Origin of the sequence: Fluviicola sp. (assembly GCF_039596395.1) — a bacterium.
Taxonomy (GTDB): Bacteria; Bacteroidota; Bacteroidia; order Flavobacteriales_D; family Crocinitomicaceae; genus Fluviicola.
The window spans coordinates 1,440,215-1,460,383 of the sequence record NZ_JBCNJT010000001.1; the positions used below are offsets into that span (position 1 = coordinate 1,440,215).

Genomic DNA, 20,169 nt, shown 5'->3' on the forward strand with positions numbered 1-20,169 from the left:
TCATTTTTTATTGATCACAAGGCTCTTCCGCCCACAAATCATGGATCAATTCCAGTTCGTCAAGAGTTTCGATAGATTCGCAGCAGGTTCTCATTTTGGAACGCCAGTCGTTTGTGTCAAATGAACTCACATCCGCATTTTCCCAGGTTTGTTTGTCGGGCCACTGAGCGATACCGATGTAAGAAGTTTCAGAGGATTTATAAAGGCGTGAGCCCAGACTGCCGCAGCGCCGGTAAATGAGTTTAGTGACTTCTTTCCAGGATTCTTCGAAAGCCTCGTTTTGATGTGGATGGATGATGAAGCGGTAACTGATGGTGAACATATCAATAGATTATTAATAATTAGCTGAGATCAGTATTCTCTTTATAACTGATTCGTACATCCCAAATATTTCTTAGATCTCTGTAGAATAGGTTATCTTCTTTATCAATCCAGACGATACCATGATCCTTTATAATTTCCTGTTCGATCAATTCATCAATGATACGATCTGTTACTTCTGTAAAATCCCTTAAATATTCAAAGCTAAATTCCTCTCCACAAATGATTTCGGGAACATCCGGCAAGGAAATATCACTAATAAATCCGATCCTGTCCCCGGCGTTTTTTATTAGATAATAAGTAACAATGGTTGACGCAATGACCGTTCCGGGGATTTCCCTGAAATGAGTTCCTGTATCCACGCCGTAAAAATCAATAATCTCTTTTTTATCAACGTTTACCAATGAATAATCCAGGCCCATTTGTGGAATGTTTAGATGAATATCTACCAGTGCTTTTCAAAATAAGCCTTATCGAATACTTTTTCGTTGTGTTTGAACAACGTAGAAGCGGTGTTTTTCAGATGCATGGGGTCTTTCTTTCCGAACAGGCGTGTAAGCATGGCAATCGGGAAGAGGAAGAGGTAGAAAATGAGGCTCAGAACGATATTCGGAACAATGTAACTCAGAACAAGCGTTAGTTTCATCCAGGCAAAATCGATCCACTTTGCAATGAAATCAGAAAGTACGCCCGCCAAACCAACAAAGAATGCCACGGACAAACTCCATTTCCATTTGGTCATCAAATAGATCAGCACAAAGCCAACTACGATCGTCAGGACTGTTTTAGCCGGGTTGGAAGCTTTTTGTTTCGGAGCACTCATGCGGACAAGAACTTAGAACAAGGAATAAATAAAAGGTGCAATGGCACTGGTACCACCGAAAACAATCAGGATCCCGATCAATAGCAGGATGATGATAACAGGTGCTAACCAAAATTTCTTTCGCTCTTTCATAAAGCGCCATAAGTCGCGTAAAAATTCCATTTAGTTATTTTAAATTTTAATTCTTCTTTTCCTTTATCTGTCCGTCTTTCCAGAGGGAACTTCTGTCTTTTTCGTAAGGTGGACTATCACTGTCCGTAATGCTTAGCTTTTTGCGAAAGCTGCATTCCGTCTTCAGTAGCTTCGCTACTTCTTCTGAAGAAGGTATTTTGCCATTAATTTGTTTGTTTCCGAATTCGGATGGGAATCACCGTCAAGCGTATATTTCCCGTAATACTTAATCGTATGGGACAAATCTATAAACTTAATCTTCTTCTTGTTCAAATAAGATTTAAAAATGCGCATTTCTTCAGGAGTATATGCGATGTAATTCGGGTAGAAGACCAGGTAGAACTTGTCATTCCCGAATTGTTTCTGATAGGCTTTCTTGCTTTCCAGGATCATTTCCGTAACCAGGTCGAAATGGGAATCATTCAGTTTCAAAGGAAGATCTGCTTCGAAATATTTCACAATATTGGTTTGATACAAACGCTCATACCACCCGGAAACAAACGGCCGGCCGTCTTTAAACAACTTGTTGCGGACCAGTTTTCCACCTTTCATTTCGTAATAAGGAGCTAAGTGCAGCCATTCCGTATAGCGGTGCATGGTACCGATAGCTCGGTAAATGTGGTCCCAAAAGAAAATGTAGTAGGCACACCCGTCTTTTTCGGCAACCTGTTTTGATAAATCGCGGTATTGGAACTGTGCCAGCATGTGGTTTGTTCCGGTGGCAGAAATACAAAAGTTATAGGAATTTGCTTCCGGAGATTGTTCCTGTACGTGATAAGCCAGCGTTTGATTGTCTTCCAACCCGTAACCGAACCCGATGGAACAACCGAAGAACAGGTTGTATTTTGTTTTCGTGGAATCGAAGCCAGGAGTGATGCGCTTATTCATGCTGTCTATGGCAAAATGCACATCAAATACCGTATCATTATTACCGATGACTTTCACTTCGTGGTAAACGCTGTCCGGGTAGTAAGTAGCACCAACCTGGCGCGCGATGTGATTTTCCGGCAAATTCGGAATACTGAAGTCTTTTTTAAATGCAGAAGGCATTCCCAAAACAAAGAACAAAATAGTCTCGAGCAGGAACAGGAGCAAGGCTATCAGGGTAATATTCGCCAGGATTACTTTTTTTCCTTTCAGGAAGAGCAGGTAAAAACATGTCAGGATGAATAACAGGGACAGGTATTTCCACAATCTCAACCAGCCGAAGATCTCATAACCGATCCCGTTTTTGGTGACGTTGTATGCGAACAAGCTGATAATCGCCAGGACCAAAACAATGCATGTCCGTTTATTTGCTTTGACGAAGGATTTGAATTTCTGCATCATTTCGCTTAGTCCATTTTAAATTTGACCATCCATTTCTCCTTGTTTTCCCAATCTTCCTGTTCGGTTTTGGTATATACAAAATCACCGACCACCAGGTAATCCATTTCCGTACTCATGAAGCAACGGAACGCATCGTAAGGAGTACAAACAATGGGTTCGCCTCTCACGTTGAAGCTCGTATTTACTACCAATCCGTATGAAGTCTGGTTTTTAAATTCCTGAATAAGCGCGTGATATCTCGGGTTTGTTTCCTTGTAAACAGATTGAACACGTGCGGAAAAATCTAAATGAGTGATGGACTGCAGGTCGCTTCTTTGATGGTACAAGCGTTCCCAAAGCGGCAAATCGTTGTAATTATCAGGCAATTTCAGCCTCCTGCTTTCTTTCACAGGCGCAACTACAAGCATATACGGAGAATCTGCCTGTAAATCGAAGTATTCGCGTGCATCTTCAGCCAGAACAGAAGGAGCAAAAGGCCGGAAGCCTTCGCGGTACTTGATCTTCAGGTTTAATTTTTTCTGCATTTCCGGGTTGCGGGCATCGCCCAGGATACTCCTGTTACCAAGTGCACGCGGACCGAATTCCATTCTTCCCTGGAACCAGCCGACTACATTTCCTTCAGCCAGTTTCGAAGCCACGAAAGTCGTTAGCTCATTGAAATCATCGTACTTTTTATAACGGGCATTCGTGCGTTTGTTCATCGACTGGATTTCCTTTTCCGAATAATCCGGACCTAAATAGGTTCCGTTCATCTGGTCGTAGGAATAATCAATCACACGCGCTTCTTCGAAATACATGTGTGAAACCGCCAATGCGGCTCCCAAAGCTCCTCCGGCATCACCGGAAGCAGCCTGGATATAGATTTCTTTGAAAAGATGCTCTTCCAGCAGTTTCCCGTTTGCCACACAATTCAGCGCAACACCTCCTGCCATGCACAAGTAATCCGAATTGGTCAGTCTTTTGGCCTCCTTCGCCATGAGGATGACAATTTCTTCGGTTACTTTCTGAATAGCAATTGCCAGGTTACAATGCACCTGTTCCAATTCAGATTCACCTTCGCGGCGCGCTACTCCAAACAATTCCTTCCATTTCTGGTCGTGAACCATGCGAAGTCCGGTTGCGTAGTTGAAGTACTTTTGGTTTAACCAAACAGACCCATCTGATTTAATATCAACCAGTTCTGATTTAATTTTCTGGATAAATTCTTTGGTTTGATCGGCATGTTCGTTCCCGTAAGGAGCAAGGCCCATCAATTTATATTCCCCGGAGTTTACGGTGAATCCCAAATAATAGGTGAACGCACTATAGAGCAATCCAACGGAATGCGGGAACTCCATTTCACGGACCAATTCAATTTTTTCACCTTTCCCCAAACCGATGGAGGCCGTACACCATTCTCCCACACCGTCAATCGTCAGGATCGCTGATTCCGGGAATGAAGAAGGGTAGAAGGCACTTGCGGCATGTGACAAATGGTGCTCCGGGAAAAGCATTTTCACCTTTTTCTTATCGTACTTGCCCACCTCTTTTAATCCGTCATGGATCATTTTCTTGAGAAACATTTTCTCGTTGATCCAAACGGGAATTGCTTTTAAGAAGGAGACCAATCCTTTCGGTGAAAAGGAATAATAGGTTTGCAGGAGGCGTTCAAATTTCAGAAGCGGTTTATCGTAGAATACGATTGCGTCCAGGTCATCAATTTCAAGTCCGGCTTCTTCCAGGCAGTATTTCACTGCTTCTACCGGAAAATCCGGAGTATGTTTATCGCGCGTAAATCGTTCTTCCTGTGCTGCGGCAATAATTCTGCCTCCAATAACCAGGGCAGCAGCCGAATCGTGATAGAAGGCAGAAATCCCTAAAACTTTTTTCATTCGCGCAATTTATTCTGTTTCATTAACGTCAAAAATGGTTGTTCATTTTGACGAGGAACAAAAATAATCCATTAATCGCAGGAAGCAAGAGTAGATGAATAATATTCATTAAGAATAGAATGTTAGGAAATACTAGTGTGATGATCAATTACTCTTACACACAGAAGCCTTTCTATTATTCTACTTTTTCCAAAGTAAAAAAAGTAGGCAAAAATGCTTTTGAAATTACACCCGTCAAGCAGTCCTCCCACAATAAGATAGTCCTTAAAACAACAGCTTCATGCTTGTAATTTGAATGTACAAACAAGAAGAATATTCTGCACGCATAAATATTTTGTAACTTTGGTAAAAAAATTGAGCATGGAATTGTTTAACAAAGTAGTATCAATCCGTTGGTCGGACCTGGATCCGAATTACCATGTCAGACACAGCGCATATTACGATTGGGGAGCACAACAGCGTGTAGAAGTATTGAATAATCTGGGGCTTTCACTGAAAGTGATGCAGGAAAATCATTTCGGCCCGATTTTATTCCGTGAAGAATGTGTGTTCCGGAAAGAAATTCACATGCACGATGAAATAACGATCAGTCTGGCTATCAAAACGATTGCAGCAGACGGATCGCGCTGGACGATGCAACACGTATTGACGAACCAGCGAGGAGAATTGTGTGCAACCATTACAATTGACGGAGCGTGGATCGATACTCAAAAGCGCAAATTGGCAAATCCGACACCGGAGATGGTGATTGAAACGATGAGTAAATTCCCGCAATTAGCTTCCAACTAATTACAAGTTCAATAGTTTAAAAGTTCAAAAAGTTTAAACCTTTGAACCTTTTGAACTTTGGAACAATTCATCTGGCGAAGCCGATCTTTTGTTTTTTGCCTTTGATTTTCTTGTCGCGCAATTCCGGAACGACTTCTTCTGCAATATCGCTGCTGATCGCAACGAAAGAGCTGTAATCCATTACGGTAATCAGTCCTATTTCGTCGGGTCTTAATCCGCCGGTTTTGTGTAAAAAACCCACGATATCTACTTTATTGACCTTGTCTTTCTTTCCTGCGCTGATGTAAATCGTTTTCCATTTCGGGCGCTCAGGAAGCGGCTCGTTGGGAATGACTTCGTAGTTGTGATGTTCCGGGATGAAATCCGGAATGGTTTTCTTCGGGTCTAGGAACATGAATACCACTCCGTCGGCGTCTTGCCGGCCGGTACGACCGCTTCTATGAATAAATTCCGCTTCTTTCAGCGACAATTGGTAATGAATCACGTGTTCCACGGCAGGAATATCCAATCCTCGGGCAGCCAGGTCGGTTGAAACCAGGAAATCAGCACTTCCATTCCTGAAGCGAATGAGTGCACGCTCCCGGTCATCCTGTTCCATTCCACCGTGGTAAGCAACTGCGATCACCCCGTTTTCCTTTAAAAAATCGACAATCTCAACAACCGGTTCGCGGTGATTGCAAAAGATGATCGTTTTCCCTTCCGGAAGATTGCACAATAGTTCCAGCAATAATCCCAATTTATCCGCTTCTGTTGTTTGTACCGCAAAGTAATTGATCTGGTGGCTTTTTTCTACCAGGAAATCGATTACCACCGGGTTTTTGATTCCTGTAAATGCCGGAATCGTTTGCAGTTTAGTGGCTGAAACGAGGTATTTGTTCTGAAGTGCGTATAATTCGTTGATAATTTCCGTCATATCCGACTCGAATCCCATTTGAAGCGACTTATCGAATTCATCCAAAACGAGGGTATGTACTCCTGATAAATCCAGGTTATTTCTCCGGATATGATCCGCAAGCCTTCCGGGAGTTCCGATCAATACTGCAGGCGGAACAGACAGATTATTTTCCTCCACGCGCATGGAATGCCCACCGTAGCAGGTGTTTACTTTAAAGCCGGTACCCAGCTTTTTGAATACTTCTTCGATTTGAATGGAAAGTTCACGGGTAGGAGAGATGATCAACAATTGAACACCTGATTGTTCCTTATTCAATTTCCCCAGTGCCGTCAACAAAAACGCTACTGTTTTCCCGGAACCTGTAGGGGAATGCAGGATGATCTCGGAATTTGCAGCAGAAGATTCGAGCATTTGCTGCTGCATTTCATTCAGGGAAGAAATACCGAGTTTTTCGAGGGAGAAATTGGGGTGAGAACTGTTCATTTGCCAAAGATAACCGTAATTCCGCAATATTACGTCCGATAAAATCCGATACACAAATTAGCAAAATTGCCAATATCCAAATTTGCCTGTTTGCCAAATTACGAACCGTAGTAAAACCAAAGGTTAGCGCTCGATTTTCTGGTAACTCGTTACGATTCCTTTGATCAATGCAGAACTGAATCCGCTGTGTTCCATCTCGTTCAGTCCAACGATGGTACATCCTTTCGGGGTGGTTACTTTATCAATTTCCTCTTCCGGGTGCAATCCGTTTTGGATCAGAAGCTGCGCTGCACCTTTTACGGTCTGGCTCACAATTTTATTGGCTGTTTTCGCATCAAATCCCACTTCAATTCCGCCCTGGATCATGGCGCGGATAAAACGAAGCACATAAGCGATACCGCAAGCTCCCAGGATGGTAGCCGATTCCATTAATTGCTCATCGATCCAGACAATATCGCCAATTGCCCGGAAGAGGCCGCTTACATGGTCTTTCCGGTTTAAAGGATCCGGTAAACCGCTCAAAGCCGTCATACTTTCCTGTACATCTGCTGCCGTATTGGGCATTCCGCGGTAAATGGATAGCTCTGAAAGAGCCAGAGCATTCTTAATTTCCTCCAAAGTGATTCCTGTAGCAACAGAAATAATGGTGTGTTTTTTGGAGTCGAAAAACTCCTTGTGCTCTTCGAGAAAAGATAAAATGGTATATGGTTTCAGAGCTATGATCAAATAATCGCACTGCCGGATCACTTCCCGGTTATTCGCTGTAAAATGCGTTTTGTCATCTTCATAACCAGCCAATTCCGATACATTTCTCCTGGTACCATATAATTGAGCATCGGGGTATTGTTTGCGAAATCCTTTCAATAATGACAATCCCAAATTTCCGCATCCAATAATTCCGATCTTTTCCATTTTAACAATTTTGGCGTAAAAATAAAATTTATTTAACAAGGCGACTTCGACTCCCGCAGCCACCTTTGTTAAATTTCGTAGAAACTACTCTCAAGTTTTTGAATGTGGTAACAGAATTTGTATCTTTAAAATGTTATTCGTCGGCAGAGGCCGAGTGTAAATAACTGTTCGATTTATTCGAACTAAACCCATGCAGTGAGATTGTTGACGTCTAACATTTTTTACTACGAACGGGGAGTCTTAGTTTTTTAATGGCGGGCTGCAACCTTCGGGTTTCGCATGACGCGATCGGCAGATTACAAAGAAAAACAGCGAACCAAATCGTGCTTTCTGAGGCGTTCAGAATTTTCCCGTCATTGGCGGGACGCTGTATGGGTTTTTAATTGGGAAAATCAAAAAAATAATAATTTGAAACACGTAGGCCCGCGATAATCGCGGGCCTACGTGTTTTATTTTTTTCCGTAAGTTCTGTAGACGGTTTTTTTCTTGTTGGAGCGTTCTGTAACCAGTTCGTTCCCGTCACAACGGATTACTTTGAAATCTTCTGCAAAAGATGTGTCTTTGTCCTCATGCATCATGGTGAGAAGCGAATCCTGCAATTTCCATTGTCCGGAAGTTCTTTCCTGGATTAATGGCAATCCTTTTTTGCGCCATTTCGGATCAACCAGCGTATCGTAGACAATAAAGAACCCGTTTTTTTGAATATTCAGAATAACATCGGAAGGCTGATTCTGATGATCTGTTTTCCTTGAATCCGAATCTTCTGATTTGATTAATACCCATCTTCCGATGATAGACATCTCTTTTTGTTCTGTAGCATTTTCAACCTCTTGTGTATCTGTTGAACAGGATGCAAAAAGTAGTAGTATGGAAAATGATAAAAGATTAAATACCGATCGCTTCATGTTCTAAATATAAACGAATATTTCAAACAATCCGCATTAACTGAACTTAAAGTGACTTTCTGTAAATTTTACAGTGAACCGCCCGGTGGTCGGAAAACGGCACCGATTGAATGTCAAAGTCGTAAGCTCCCAACTCCCCGGAATGAAAAATATAGTCGATCCTTCCTGCTGGAACACGCCCCACGTAAGTCACCCCGATACCAGTAGTAGTTTCCCGGTAAGAATCCACTAAAAGGGTGTTGAACTGGTTGTACACATAAGACATCGGGGTGTCATTGAAATCTCCGCACACCACAACCGGGTAGGGCGAGGTCTTCATGTGTTCCACGACTTTTTCAGCTTGTTCGGCCCTTGCAGGATATGCGATCAGCAATTTATCTATCAAAAGGCGAACGGTCGATTTTTTCGATCCGGCCTGTTTGTTCTTTTCGCCGAATAATTCATAATCCTGCTGCTGCAGTTTAATGGATTGCAGGTGAATGTCGTAGAAGCGGATCGTATCCTTTCCTTTCACGATGTCCGCGTAAATACAGTAATTATCCGTTGTTTTAAAATTCTCGAACATCACATCTCCCTTGGCAATGATCGGGTATTTCGATAACATGCAGATCCCGAAATTTTGCCGGTTCCGGATACGGTGCGAGTACCGTTCGTGATAATTACTGTAGCCCATCAAACTAATCAGCGTATCCTTCGTGGAAAACGCAGAAGGTTTATCCTGGTGGAAAAATTCCTGGAAACAAACCACATCCGGGTTCACGCGCTGAATATAACTGACAATGCTGTCGCGCGACTTATTGCGTTCTTCAATCGATTCGTTGTATACATCAAAGAGTCGCACGTTGTAACTCATGACACTCCAGGAAGAAACTTCGTTTCCGGGTTTCGGATCGGAAAATGTCACGGAAAGTGTCCTGAAATGCAGGTTCCCACCGAATAAAATAGCGATCAGGATATAGAAGAACCACCTTGACCGGGCAAATGCCCAATAGATCATCAGGATTAAAGCCAGGCAAATAAAAATGGGATACATCAACCCGAAAAAGGGCAGAATGCGTATGGAGGAAGGGTGTACGTAAGGAGTTAAGTAGGCCAGTAGAAGGCAGCAGATAGACGTGACAGAGAGAATCTTTATCACGGTGGAAAATCGCGCTATCTTTTTAAACCAACTCACTTGTTACTTTGCGAAAATAAAAAGTCTTTTTCGGCTTTGGTCAATGATTCGTAACCGGATTTTGAAATTTTATCCAAAATCTTATCAATGCGTTCCTGTTTTGCCTTCGCATCCATGTTGTATTCTTCGTCGGATTTCACGACTCTTCCGCCACCTTTCTGAGCTTTCATTCTCGGCTTACGGTTCCTGTTCCCGAAGAAACCTAAGATCCGCTGATGAATGGATTCCGTCCAGTTGATGATATTGGAAGAAGCATAGATATGCTGCACGGAAAGGAACCCGATCAAAGCTCCACCCAAATGCGCGAAATGCGCAACACCATCGTTGTTAATCGTTTGAGCCAAATCACTTACGACATAAATAAGTGCCAACACGTAAATTTTCACCGGAAAAATCCCGAAGAGGCTGATCGTAATATTCGGGCGGTATACGGAAATAGCGATAAACAATGCCATGATCGAACCCGAAGCACCCAAAACAACCGACCCTTTTCCCATAAACTGGTGAGCTATCAATTCACAGAGTCCTCCTACAATTCCGCCTACTACATACACATGCAGCATTCTTCTGTCGGAAAAGAACTGTTTGAACAAACTTCCCGCGAAATACAGGAAGATCATATTGAACAAAAAGTGGAGGAATTCAAAATGAGTAAAAATACTCGTGATCAATCCCAACGGAGCAAACAGAAACCTGTCGGGGTTTGTTTGCAGTGTAAAAAGATTGATCTGTACCCATTCAATCCATTCACTGTGCGAAGCGTTCCAGGCTATTCCCAGGAAAAGCATTGCGAGGAATACCAACGAGTTGATAAAGATCAAACGGATGTGCATTCCCCCGAATTTGAACTGGAATTTCAGTTCTTCTGATAATGTTCTGTCGTTCATCTTAATAAAAGTTTTTACCGGTTCTACGCCAGATCAGGACAATGATTGCCCCAACAATAGCACCTCCGACATGCGCCAGGTGTGCTACGTGGTCTCCCTGATTTTTCTGAAAACTATAATATACTTCAAATAAGAAATACCCACCGATCAACCATTTTGCTTTGATCGGAATCGGCGGGAATATCAGCATGAGCTGCGTATTCGGGAACAGGATTGCGAATGCCGCCATCAACCCGAAAATAGCCCCGGATGCACCCACCATCGGAACGAAACTCTTATTCAAATACGAATGAATAGCTGCTGTCTGAACATCATTGATATTTTGATCGGATAAGAAACGGTTCAGTGCCGCAATACACTCTTCCGATCTTCCGTATTCTTTCAAAATACTGTTCATTCCGCTGATAATGTGTTCGTCACCGATCAGTCTTTTCAATTCCATGACCTGGAAAGCTCCAATACCGCTATACAAGAGATAAGCCCCCAATGCAGAAGCCACATACAGCATGAAAAAGCGTTTTGGTCCCCACAAGCGCTCTAAAAAGCTTCCGAATACCACCAGCACATACATATTCATGAAAATATGCAGGAATCCTCCATTCGGATCAAGGATGCTTTGGTGCATGAAGAAGTGGCTCACCAATTGATAAGGCTCAAAAAGCGGCGTATTAAAATAGTGTGCCCCGAGTAAACTTCCCAAATCAATGGTTCCCTGGGAATCAAAAAAAGCGGTCAATAAAGCCATGGCAATATTGAGCAATAATAAATTCTTGGTTACCGGCTGTATATTTCCAAACATCTTAAAACAGTTGAATTAATTGTTCATTTGTAATCTGTGCAATAATCCGTTTTCCCGAAGGAGAAAACGTGTGTTCATCCGCTTCAAACAGGCGGGCAATGAAATCGGTAATCGCTTCCTGGTTATTTGGTAGTTTAAAAGACATACTTCCACCGAAAGCAATCTGTGACAAAACCGTATGTGCAATCTCTCCCTTATCCAGGGTTCCCATTTGCAGCTGTTCCAGGATTTTATCCACGCATGAAAGCACCGTCGATTCATCCAGAATTTGCGGAATACCGTCAATGTGTAATTCCTGGTCGGACCAGGACCAGTTGAAACCGATACGGGAAAGTGTTTTTTCGTGTTCGTTCCAGGCCAATTGTTCCTGTTTGGACATCACTTTTTCCATCGGGAAGATCAATTGCTGGGACGCCAGCGGATTGATGAAGAATCCGCGCATCAGATCATCGTAGAGCATCCGTTCGTAAGCCCGGCGGTAATGCACCACCAGTAATCCTTCCGGAATAGAACCCACAACAAAAGATCCCTTCAAAATAAAAACCCCGATTGATTTAACGGTTTCCACATCCAGTTCAAGCTGCAGGGATTTTTCTTCATGCTGCGGACTGCTCACTTCCTCACTGATTGCTTCCGAATTCCACAATTCATCCAAACTAGCAGATTGGAATTGCGAACCGAATCCGGCTTTATTCAGCGCATTGGAAAATGCCTTATCTTTTGTTGCGGAAGAGCCTGAGGAGGAATTCCCTCCTGAAAACTGTCCTTCACGCGTGTTTTGCACATGAAAAGGATTGTACGATTTATCCACCCGGATTTCAGGTACAACCGGAGTTTGACTTAACATCGATACCGGCAGGTCAAATTCGGGTTCACGGTCGAAATCCAAAGTAGGAGTGATGTTGAACTTTCCTAAGCCCAAACGCACTGCACTTCTGAGAATACTGTATATGGCTTTGTCTTCCTCGAATTTAATCTCCGTTTTAGTCGGATGGACATTCACATCGATCTGTTTCGGATCTACCTCAAGGAAGAGGAAATAACCCGGGAACAATTTGGATGGAAGCAAATGTTCGAATGCCGTTGCAATGGCGTGATTGAAATACGTATCCTTGAAGAAGCGGTTATTGACAAATAAAAACTGTTCGCCGCGAGATTTTTTGGCAACTTCAGGTTTTCCAACAAAACCATCCAGCGCGACAATATCGGTATGTTCCGTCACCGGCACCAGGTTGTCACCGAATTTCTTCCCGAACACATCTACAATACGTTTTCTCAAAGGAGCGGGTACCAGGTGGTAAATTTCCTGGTCATTATGTACCAGGCGGAAAGCGATATCGTGATGGGGAAGAACTACGCGCTCAAACTCATCAATAATGTGCTTGAATTCCACATTGTCGGACTTCAGGAAATTGCGGCGGGCAGGAACATTGAAAAACAGGTTCTTGATCTCAAAGTTACATCCCACCGGGCATTGAGTCGGTTCCTGGCTCACCACTTCCGTTCCTTCGATCTGGATTTTCGTTCCCAATTCATCTCCGGCGCGTTTCGTTTGAAGCGTTACGTGTGCAATCGCAGCGATGGAGGCCAGTGCTTCCCCTCTGAACCCTTTTGTCTTCAAGGCAAAAAGATCATCCGCATGCGCAATTTTACTGGTTGCGTGCCGTTCGAAACACATTCTTGCATCCATTGGCGACATTCCTTTTCCGTTATCAACGATCTGGATCAGGGTACGGCCGGCATCTTTGATATATAGTTCAATTTTCGTTGCTCCCGCATCGATGCTGTTTTCAACTAATTCCTTCACAACAGAAGCCGGTCTTTGAACCACTTCACCTGCTGCAATCTGGTTAGCGACATGATCGGGAAGTAAACGAATGATATCTGACATAGCAACAAAAATAAGAAAAAGCCTCAGTTTTTAATCCGGCAACCCGCAGTGTTTGCCATTATTTTTCAAAATAATTTACTGGCTTTTTAACAATTCCTGTTCCATTTTTCAAAGGCTGACAGGCTGTCAGTTAATTACCGGTAGGGACGTAAAATTTTATATCCCTACCGATTCGGGTAAATGGCAGACCTACATTTTTACGTAATTTTGTTCTATGAACAAAAAGACATTCCGCAAAGCTTCTTTTATTCTGATCCTGGTTATCGGATCGGGATTGATCACTTCGGCACTTTTAAAGACTCCGGCTCACAAACCGTTGAAAAAACAGTCTAAAAGCCTGACCACTGATAAAGATGAAGACCAATGGATCTCAGCCGAATTGGCCAAACTTTCCACGAAAGAACGCATTGCGCAATCCTTCATGGTGGCTTGCTGGTCGAACAAAGGAAAAGAACATTTGGCAGAAACAGAAATGCTGGTCCGCGAGCAGAAAATCGGTGGTTTGATCTTTTTCCAGGGCGAGCGCGACAACCTGCAGGAAGCCATTCAGCAAATGCAATCCAGCGCGGCACTTCCTCTGTTAATCGGGATGGATGCCGAATGGGGTGTGGCAATGCGCCTTTCCGGAGAACCGCGTTTTCCTTACCAGCAAACGATCGGAGCGGCAAATGACCTTGAACTGATAGAAAAAATCGGATACCACATGGGAGTTGAATGCGACATGCTTGGAATCCACATGAATTTCTCACCGGTTGCAGACGTGAACCTGAACCCGCAAAACCCGGTAATTGGTTTCAGGGCATTTGGCTCGAATCCACAGCAAGTTGCCAGACAAACAGCAGCAATGGTCAAAGGAATTGAAAATGCAGGAGTTATTTCCTGCGTGAAGCATTTTCCAGGACATGGCGATACGGACAAAGATTCCCACAAAGAACTTCCTTCCGTTTCACACAGCGTAAACGAATTCGAATCGAAAGATTTCCTGCCGTTCAAAAGCGGAATTGAAGCAGGGACCCGCTCCGTGATGGTAGCACATTTGAATGTTCCATCGCTGGACCCAAGCGGAACACCCAGCAGTTTATCCAAAGTTGTTATCGAAACTTATCTGCGCAAAAAACTCGGTTTTAAAGGCCTGGTAATTTCCGATGCATTGAATATGAAAGCAGTTTCCGAGAAATACGGAAAATCCGAAGTGGTTGCAAAAGCCTATTTGGCAGGTTGTGACATTTTGTTGTTCCCTGAAAATGTTTCGGACGCCATCAACCTGATCTACAGCAAAGTGGAAAGCGGTGAATTGAGCAAAGAAACTGTCAATGAACATTGCAAACGCATCCTGAAAGCCAAATACGAAGCAATCGTTCACAAACCGATGATCAAACGCAGGGATCCTGCACCTGAACGCAAACTGATCATCAACCAAACCTACGAAAAAGCCTTGCTTTGTATCAAAAACGAAGAAGACCATTTGCCGGTTGACCGGGTAGATAAACCGATCATTCGCATTGCGGTGGGCACACATACTTCTGCTTTCAGAGATCGTTTAAATGATTATGCTAAAATCACTCATTACAAATACTTTACAGCAGAAGAAGCTGTTAAACGATTGAAGACCATCAAACTCGATCCGAATGCAGAATACATCCTGGATTTTCACTCCGATGCACAGCGCGCACGTAACAATTACGGTTTTGGTCCCTGGAAACAAGTATTGGATCTGCTTCCTGAACAGGCAAAAGCAACCCTGGTGTTATTCGGAAATCCCCTGACACTTCAGAATGAAACCGAATTTCCTAAAACTGTAAAATCGGTGTTATGCGGTTATGAAAATACAGCAGCAGCGCAGGAGCGAACCGCACAAGCAATCATGGGAGCATTCGATATCGAAGGAAAACTGGCAACAGACATCAACACCCAATGGAAATCCGGGTTTGGTATCCAGGTGAAGAATAACGGCCGGTTGAAATATTCCCAACCGGAAGAATTGGGCCTGAATCCCGACAAACTGAAAGAAGTAGACGATATCGTGGCAAAAGCCATTGAAGCGAAAGCATTTCCGGGTTGCCAGATCGTTGTGGCTATCGACGGAAAAATTGTCATTCAAAAATCCTATGGAACAACCATCTATGAGAATGGTGACAGCATTACCAACGATCATATTTACGACATTGCATCCATTACCAAAATCGCTTCTTCGACAACTGCTTTGATGCGTTTGAAAACCCTGAACAAGTTTGATGAGAAAACGGACCTGAACGAATTGGTCCCGGAATACGTAAAAGATACGCCTTATGCAGATTTGAAAGCAATCGACCTATTGACGCACCAGGCAGGTTTGACTCCGTGGATCGCCTTCTACAAGCGCACCATGGAAAACGGGGAATTAAATCCGTCGATTTATCAAAAAGAAGACAAAGGAGTTTACAACAGAGCCGTTGCAGACAACATTTTCATCAAAGACGATTACTGGAAAACGATGCTGAAAATCATTGTTGAAACGCCGCTGACAGGAAAGAAATCGTATGAATATTCGGATCTGAGCTACTACTTCTTCAATAAATACATTGAGAAGACAAGTGGAATGGGGCAGAATGAATTTGTAGATAAAGAGATTTATCAGCCTTTGGGATTACAAACTATGACGTATTTACCGTTGAAGAAATTCAACAAGAAACGCATTGTTCCTACGGAATACGATAAAGAATTCCGTAAGCAACTGATCCACGGATACGTACATGATCCGGGCGCAGCCATGATGGGCGGAGTTGCCGGCCACGCGGGATTATTCTCCAACGCAACAGACCTGGCAGCTTTGATGCAGTTCTTATTGAATAAAGGCCAGATAGGAGACCAATCGATCATTAAAAAAGAAATTGTAGATCAGTTTACAGCGTGCCAATTTTGCCCCGGAAACAGAAGGGGAATTGGTTTCGACAAGCCGACCGTAAGCATTAAAAACGGTCCGACCTGTGACCTGGTATCGCCGTCCACATTCGGGCATTCCGGATTTACAGGAACGATTACCTGGGCAGACCCTGAAAACAAGGTAAACTTCGTGTTTTTATCGAACCGCGTTTACCCGGATGCAGACAATTGGAAAATTACAAAGATGAGCGTGCGCACAGAGATCCAGCGAGTAATCTACGAAGCACTTTTTGAAGCACGCCGGAAAAAGACAGACAACAAATGAAAATCGGAATTGTACTATATCCCACATTCGGAGGGAGTGGAGTGGTAGCCACAGAACTTGGAAAAGCCTTAGCTCAAAAAGGGCATTTGGTCCATTTTATCACGTATTCCCAGCCTGTTCGTTTGGGAAGTTTTCGTGAGAATATTTTTTACCACGAAGTACAGCTTTCGGATTACCCACTTTTTGAGTACCAGCCTTACGAAACAGAATTGGCCAGTAAAGTAGTGGACGTTGTAAAATACGAAGGTTTGGACCTGTTGCACGTGCATTACGCCATTCCGCATGCATCTGCGGCTTTTATGGCACAACAAATCCTGAAAGCACAGGGAATCAACATTCCGTTTATCACGACACTTCACGGAACAGATATTACACTAGTCGGAAAAGACCCTTCATTCGAACCGGTTATTTCCTTTTGTATCAATGCATCAGACGCCGTGACAGCCGTTTCGGAGAGCTTAAAGAAAGATACATATACACATTTCGAGACCAGGCGCGAAATTCACGTAATCCCGAATTTCATTCAACCGAAAGCAGAATTACCGGTGATTAATATGGAAAAACGCCGGCATTATGCCAAAGACGAAGAATTGATCCTGTGTCACATTTCAAATTTCCGACCAGTGAAACGCATTACAGACGTGGTTCGCATCTTTGAAAAAGTACAGGAAAAACTTCCGGCTAAATTATTGTTGGCAGGAGATGGCCCAGACCGCGCCATTGTAGAGCGTTTGGCCCGCGACCTTGGAATTTGCAACAAAATCCTTTTCATCGGGAAAGTGCGCGAAACAGGCCCGATCCTAGAGTTGAGTGATTTATTCCTGTTACCATCCGAAACGGAAAGCTTCGGTTTGGCAGCTTTGGAAGCCATGGCAGAAGGAGTTCCGGTGGTTTCATCCAATACCGGTGGAATTCCGGAAGTAAACATCGACGGCTATTCCGGGTTCACATCCGATGTGGGCGATGTGGAATCGATGGCACAAAATGCTATTCGCATCCTGGAAAATAAAGAAACACATCAGATTTTCCGGAAAAATGCACTGGAACAGGCGAAACGCTTCGAATTGTCGGAAGTCCTTCCGTTGTATGAAGAATTGTACGAATCGGTATTAAAAGGACATCCGGATACCATCAAAGCTTAGTTTTTTCAATAGAAAAGAGATCGATCGCCGGAAAATTACCGGCGATTTTTGTTTCATTTATTTGGTTTTCATACTTTTCAAAAACGAAACCCAATTATACGAATGATGAAACAGACCTTTGCCACAGCTTTATTATCCATTTTCTCAGCCCTGAACAGCTATTCACAAACAAGTAAGTCGGTCGATCATTTTTACATCAATGATGAAATCGCCGAAGGCAATTTGTTTAATCCTGTGGATAGTAAAATGATTGACACCAACTCCATACGTTTTTTAGCTGCAAAAGAAAATGTCCTGGATTATTGTAATAAACATCTGTCATTCCGGATGGATTCCGCAGCAAGCTATTATTCCTGCAGGGAATACTTTCAGGCAAATCCATACACTAGTGAAAGCAACCGAAAGCGGATGCAAAAAAAGCAATTGAAATATGAATTCTTCATCACCTTCAGTGTCAATCCTACAATTGATTATCACCTCTATTTTTATCTGGACAGCTTAATGCAAGTAAAGGATGCATCGGAAGACCTTTTCAAGATCAAAAAAGAGCGTATCCAGAACATCCTTCCATGGAACCAGATATCAGATCAGGTGTTGGAAAAAGAAAAGGATTACATTATTCCGCTCGGAGAAATCGATCTGGAATATGATCCAACATATAAACGGTTCGTGTATATGCTGATTCAGCTAAAAACAGAAAAGACCAACATTCACAAAACATCTGACTATACTGGTGATTATGATTTAAATATGCTGATTGTCGATTCAGAGACCGGAACCGTTTTGGAAAAGACAAAAGCACACTATAGTTACATTTCTGAACCTTCCTGGTAATTTTTTTGTTTTCCAATAATTAATTCGATAACTTGGGTATCTCTGCCACTCACGAAAACTGACTTACTATGAGATATCTGGTCCGACAAAATATTGTCTTCTTCATCGTTTCACTGATTATTTACTACTACAATCCTTCACTGGGATTAGTACTGATTTCGCTTTCTGCAGGCTTGTTTATTTGGGAAATCACCCGTAAAAAAGTCCGGTTTTCTCCCATCATTGCTGCTCTTTCGTGCATTTCACTGTTTTTGTTACTGGAAGATTATTCTACCAAAAGACAGGCTAAGATCATTGTAGCGGAAGTATTTGATTATTACAGGCATAACCACACCACTCCCAAAGACCTGGACCAGGTTTTTGTATCGACAACCATGATGCGGACCGCCGTTTTCGGAGGGTTCAATTACGGAATGAAAATCCTTTCTAGCCATCGCTGCGAGTGGAAACTGGAGTTTTCCAATATGTGGGGAACCCGTTACTTTTACAATGATCGCCGGGGAATTTTCGAGCAAACAGAGCATTTGCAGGGAACCAATAAGCACTGGAACCTGTTTTGGAAAGTGGAGCCTCATTTGGAAGTGAAAGATCATCACCTGATGCCCGAATAACTGATATTGGTTGCAGAAAGGCATGCTTTACCGATCGAAATCAAAAAGGATAAACAGGTTTCCGGATTGTGAATACATTGTTACCTTTTTTTCTTAACCGGCCTTCACGGTATTTTTACTGCATTTTTTCTTGTTTTCGGTCATTATAAGTACTACCTTCATTACATGCTTATGAAGACTATTTTTGATGAGTCAACTCGCAATGAGTTGATTGACCGCATTCACGCCATTCCAGATAATGCGCAGGCTCAATGGGGGAAAATGAATCTTTACCAAATGCTAACTCATTGCACCACGTGGGAAGAATGGATGCAGGGAAAGAACAATCCGGTTTACAAACAGGTTTTTATCGGCAAGATCTTCGGTAAAATGGGATTGAGACGCATGATCCGCGACGACAAGCCGATCGATAAAGGAGTTCCGACCTCAGAACCCTTCAAAATCAAAGAAACAAGCGGAGATATCCAGGAAAAGAAAGCATACTGGGTTCAGCTGATCCGATCTTATGAAACTTATTCGAATCCGGCATTTATTCATGATTTCTTTGGAAAAATGACCGAAGAGCAAATTGGTTTATTGGCCTACAAACACACCGATCATCATTTAAGACAATTTAATAGTTAAGTTATGAAAAAGAGCGCTACCCTTTTTTTAGTCTTGATGGTGTTTACATCGTCCTCACTATTCAGTCAAACAAGAAAAGAAACCATCGTCAAACTGGAATGGCGGGAACAGGGTTTCGTCCATTTTTACAGCCCGGAATATTCCGTATATGTGAGTAAACCGGAATTTCTCAACATCCAGAACGAACTCTTGATCGGACTTTTTGATGAGTACGCTCAAAACCTCGATTCAATCAGCCTGGAAAACCCGTTTTCTGCGTTTAAATCGGACCAGCAAGACCTTCTTTGGGCACAGTTAAAGGAATGTGCTACAGACGGACAAATGCTTATTCTGCCCACTGTTTCCAAAAAGAAATTGAAAAACGTAGTAATCGTAGATGAAACAAAGGTTTATGGAAACGGAACAGAAGTTTGGGAATGCCGTGATCCTAAAACAGACCGTGTCATTTTTGCGCGTTATCAGAAAACACATGTGGCTCCGGATTTTTAACAGGCAACTTATTGGATAACAGTTAAATTTGT

20 protein-coding genes are annotated in these 20,169 nt (G+C 42.9%); 7 read left to right on the plus strand and 13 right to left on the minus strand.

Going from position 1 to position 20,169, the window contains the following annotated elements:
* Window positions 1–7: 7 nt before the first annotated feature.
* From ABDW02_RS06315 to ABDW02_RS06340, 6 genes are all read right to left on the minus strand, one after another.
* Entirely contained in the window at window positions 8–322 is a 315-nt protein-coding gene (locus tag ABDW02_RS06315) for a hypothetical protein (RefSeq protein ID WP_343633238.1), read from the minus strand.
* 19 nt (window positions 323–341) lie between these two features.
* Window positions 342–743, minus strand: coding sequence for a hypothetical protein (locus ABDW02_RS06320; RefSeq protein ID WP_343633240.1), 402 nt, complete (start codon window positions 741–743; stop codon window positions 342–344).
* A gap of 23 nt (window positions 744–766) precedes the next feature.
* The gene (locus tag ABDW02_RS06325; RefSeq protein ID WP_343633242.1) at window positions 767–1,144 is read right to left on the minus strand and encodes a hypothetical protein; all 378 of its coding nucleotides are present in this window, start codon (window positions 1,142–1,144) and stop codon (window positions 767–769) included.
* A gap of 12 nt (window positions 1,145–1,156) precedes the next feature.
* Window positions 1,157–1,306 carry a DUF5989 family protein gene (locus ABDW02_RS06330; protein ID WP_343633244.1) on the minus strand — a complete coding sequence of 50 codons (150 nt, stop codon included), beginning with the start codon at window positions 1,304–1,306 and terminating at the stop codon, window positions 1,157–1,159.
* Between the two features lie 144 nt (window positions 1,307–1,450).
* The gene (locus tag ABDW02_RS06335) at window positions 1,451–2,644 is read right to left on the minus strand and encodes a hypothetical protein (protein ID WP_343633246.1); all 1,194 of its coding nucleotides are present in this window, start codon (window positions 2,642–2,644) and stop codon (window positions 1,451–1,453) included.
* 5 nt (window positions 2,645–2,649) lie between these two features.
* Window positions 2,650–4,515, minus strand: a complete 1,866-nt coding sequence (locus ABDW02_RS06340; protein ID WP_343633248.1) for a carbamoyltransferase — start codon at window positions 4,513–4,515, stop codon at window positions 2,650–2,652.
* Between the two features lie 360 nt (window positions 4,516–4,875).
* Between ABDW02_RS06340 and ABDW02_RS06345 the strand changes: the two genes are divergently transcribed.
* Entirely contained in the window at window positions 4,876–5,304 is a 429-nt protein-coding gene (locus ABDW02_RS06345; RefSeq protein WP_343633250.1) for an acyl-CoA thioesterase, read from the plus strand.
* 67 nt (window positions 5,305–5,371) lie between these two features.
* Here the strand turns inward: ABDW02_RS06345 and ABDW02_RS06350 are convergent, their stop codons facing one another.
* The 7 genes from ABDW02_RS06350 to mutL all read right to left on the minus strand — a co-directional run bounded on the left by ABDW02_RS06350 (window position 5,372) and on the right by mutL (window position 13,250).
* Window positions 5,372–6,682, minus strand: a complete 1,311-nt coding sequence (locus tag ABDW02_RS06350; RefSeq protein WP_343633252.1) for a DEAD/DEAH box helicase — start codon at window positions 6,680–6,682, stop codon at window positions 5,372–5,374.
* A gap of 123 nt (window positions 6,683–6,805) precedes the next feature.
* Window positions 6,806–7,594 (minus strand): pyrroline-5-carboxylate reductase, encoded by a 789-nt coding sequence (gene proC / locus ABDW02_RS06355; RefSeq protein WP_343633253.1) that lies wholly within the window; start codon window positions 7,592–7,594, stop codon window positions 6,806–6,808.
* A gap of 449 nt (window positions 7,595–8,043) precedes the next feature.
* The gene (locus ABDW02_RS06360) at window positions 8,044–8,499 is read right to left on the minus strand and encodes a hypothetical protein (RefSeq protein WP_343633255.1); all 456 of its coding nucleotides are present in this window, start codon (window positions 8,497–8,499) and stop codon (window positions 8,044–8,046) included.
* Window positions 8,500–8,545: 46 nt separating this feature from the next.
* Window positions 8,546–9,637, minus strand: a complete 1,092-nt coding sequence (locus ABDW02_RS06365; RefSeq protein WP_343633257.1) for an endonuclease/exonuclease/phosphatase family protein — start codon at window positions 9,635–9,637, stop codon at window positions 8,546–8,548.
* Window positions 9,638–9,669: 32 nt separating this feature from the next.
* Window positions 9,670–10,560 carry a rhomboid family intramembrane serine protease gene (locus ABDW02_RS06370; RefSeq protein ID WP_343633259.1) on the minus strand — a complete coding sequence of 297 codons (891 nt, stop codon included), beginning with the start codon at window positions 10,558–10,560 and terminating at the stop codon, window positions 9,670–9,672.
* 1 nt (window position 10,561) lies between these two features.
* Window positions 10,562–11,359 carry a rhomboid family intramembrane serine protease gene (locus ABDW02_RS06375; protein WP_343633261.1) on the minus strand — a complete coding sequence of 266 codons (798 nt, stop codon included), beginning with the start codon at window positions 11,357–11,359 and terminating at the stop codon, window positions 10,562–10,564.
* A 1-nt stretch (window position 11,360) separates the two neighbouring features.
* Window positions 11,361–13,250 (minus strand): DNA mismatch repair endonuclease MutL, encoded by a 1,890-nt coding sequence (gene mutL, locus ABDW02_RS06380; protein WP_343633263.1) that lies wholly within the window; start codon window positions 13,248–13,250, stop codon window positions 11,361–11,363.
* Window positions 13,251–13,464: 214 nt separating this feature from the next.
* Between mutL and ABDW02_RS06385 the strand changes: the two genes are divergently transcribed.
* The 6 genes from ABDW02_RS06385 to ABDW02_RS06410 all read left to right on the plus strand — a co-directional run bounded on the left by ABDW02_RS06385 (window position 13,465) and on the right by ABDW02_RS06410 (window position 20,137).
* The gene (locus ABDW02_RS06385) at window positions 13,465–16,437 is read left to right on the plus strand and encodes a glycoside hydrolase family 3 N-terminal domain-containing protein (protein WP_343633265.1); all 2,973 of its coding nucleotides are present in this window, start codon (window positions 13,465–13,467) and stop codon (window positions 16,435–16,437) included.
* Window positions 16,434–17,579 carry an N-acetyl-alpha-D-glucosaminyl L-malate synthase BshA gene (bshA, locus tag ABDW02_RS06390; protein ID WP_343633267.1) on the plus strand — a complete coding sequence of 382 codons (1,146 nt, stop codon included), beginning with the start codon at window positions 16,434–16,436 and terminating at the stop codon, window positions 17,577–17,579. Before ABDW02_RS06385 ends, bshA begins: the two co-directional genes overlap by 4 nt.
* A gap of 105 nt (window positions 17,580–17,684) precedes the next feature.
* Window positions 17,685–18,413: a hypothetical protein gene (locus tag ABDW02_RS06395; RefSeq protein ID WP_343633269.1), complete on the plus strand. Its 729-nt coding sequence runs from the start codon at window positions 17,685–17,687 to the stop codon at window positions 18,411–18,413.
* 68 nt (window positions 18,414–18,481) lie between these two features.
* Window positions 18,482–19,024, plus strand: a complete 543-nt coding sequence (locus ABDW02_RS06400) for a hypothetical protein (RefSeq protein ID WP_343633270.1) — start codon at window positions 18,482–18,484, stop codon at window positions 19,022–19,024.
* Window positions 19,025–19,195: 171 nt separating this feature from the next.
* On the plus strand, window positions 19,196–19,648 hold the full coding sequence (locus tag ABDW02_RS06405; RefSeq protein ID WP_343633272.1) for a DinB family protein: 453 nt from the start codon (window positions 19,196–19,198) through the stop codon (window positions 19,646–19,648).
* A gap of 3 nt (window positions 19,649–19,651) precedes the next feature.
* Window positions 19,652–20,137, plus strand: a complete 486-nt coding sequence (locus ABDW02_RS06410) for a hypothetical protein (RefSeq protein WP_343633274.1) — start codon at window positions 19,652–19,654, stop codon at window positions 20,135–20,137.
* Window positions 20,138–20,169 lie beyond the last annotated feature (32 nt).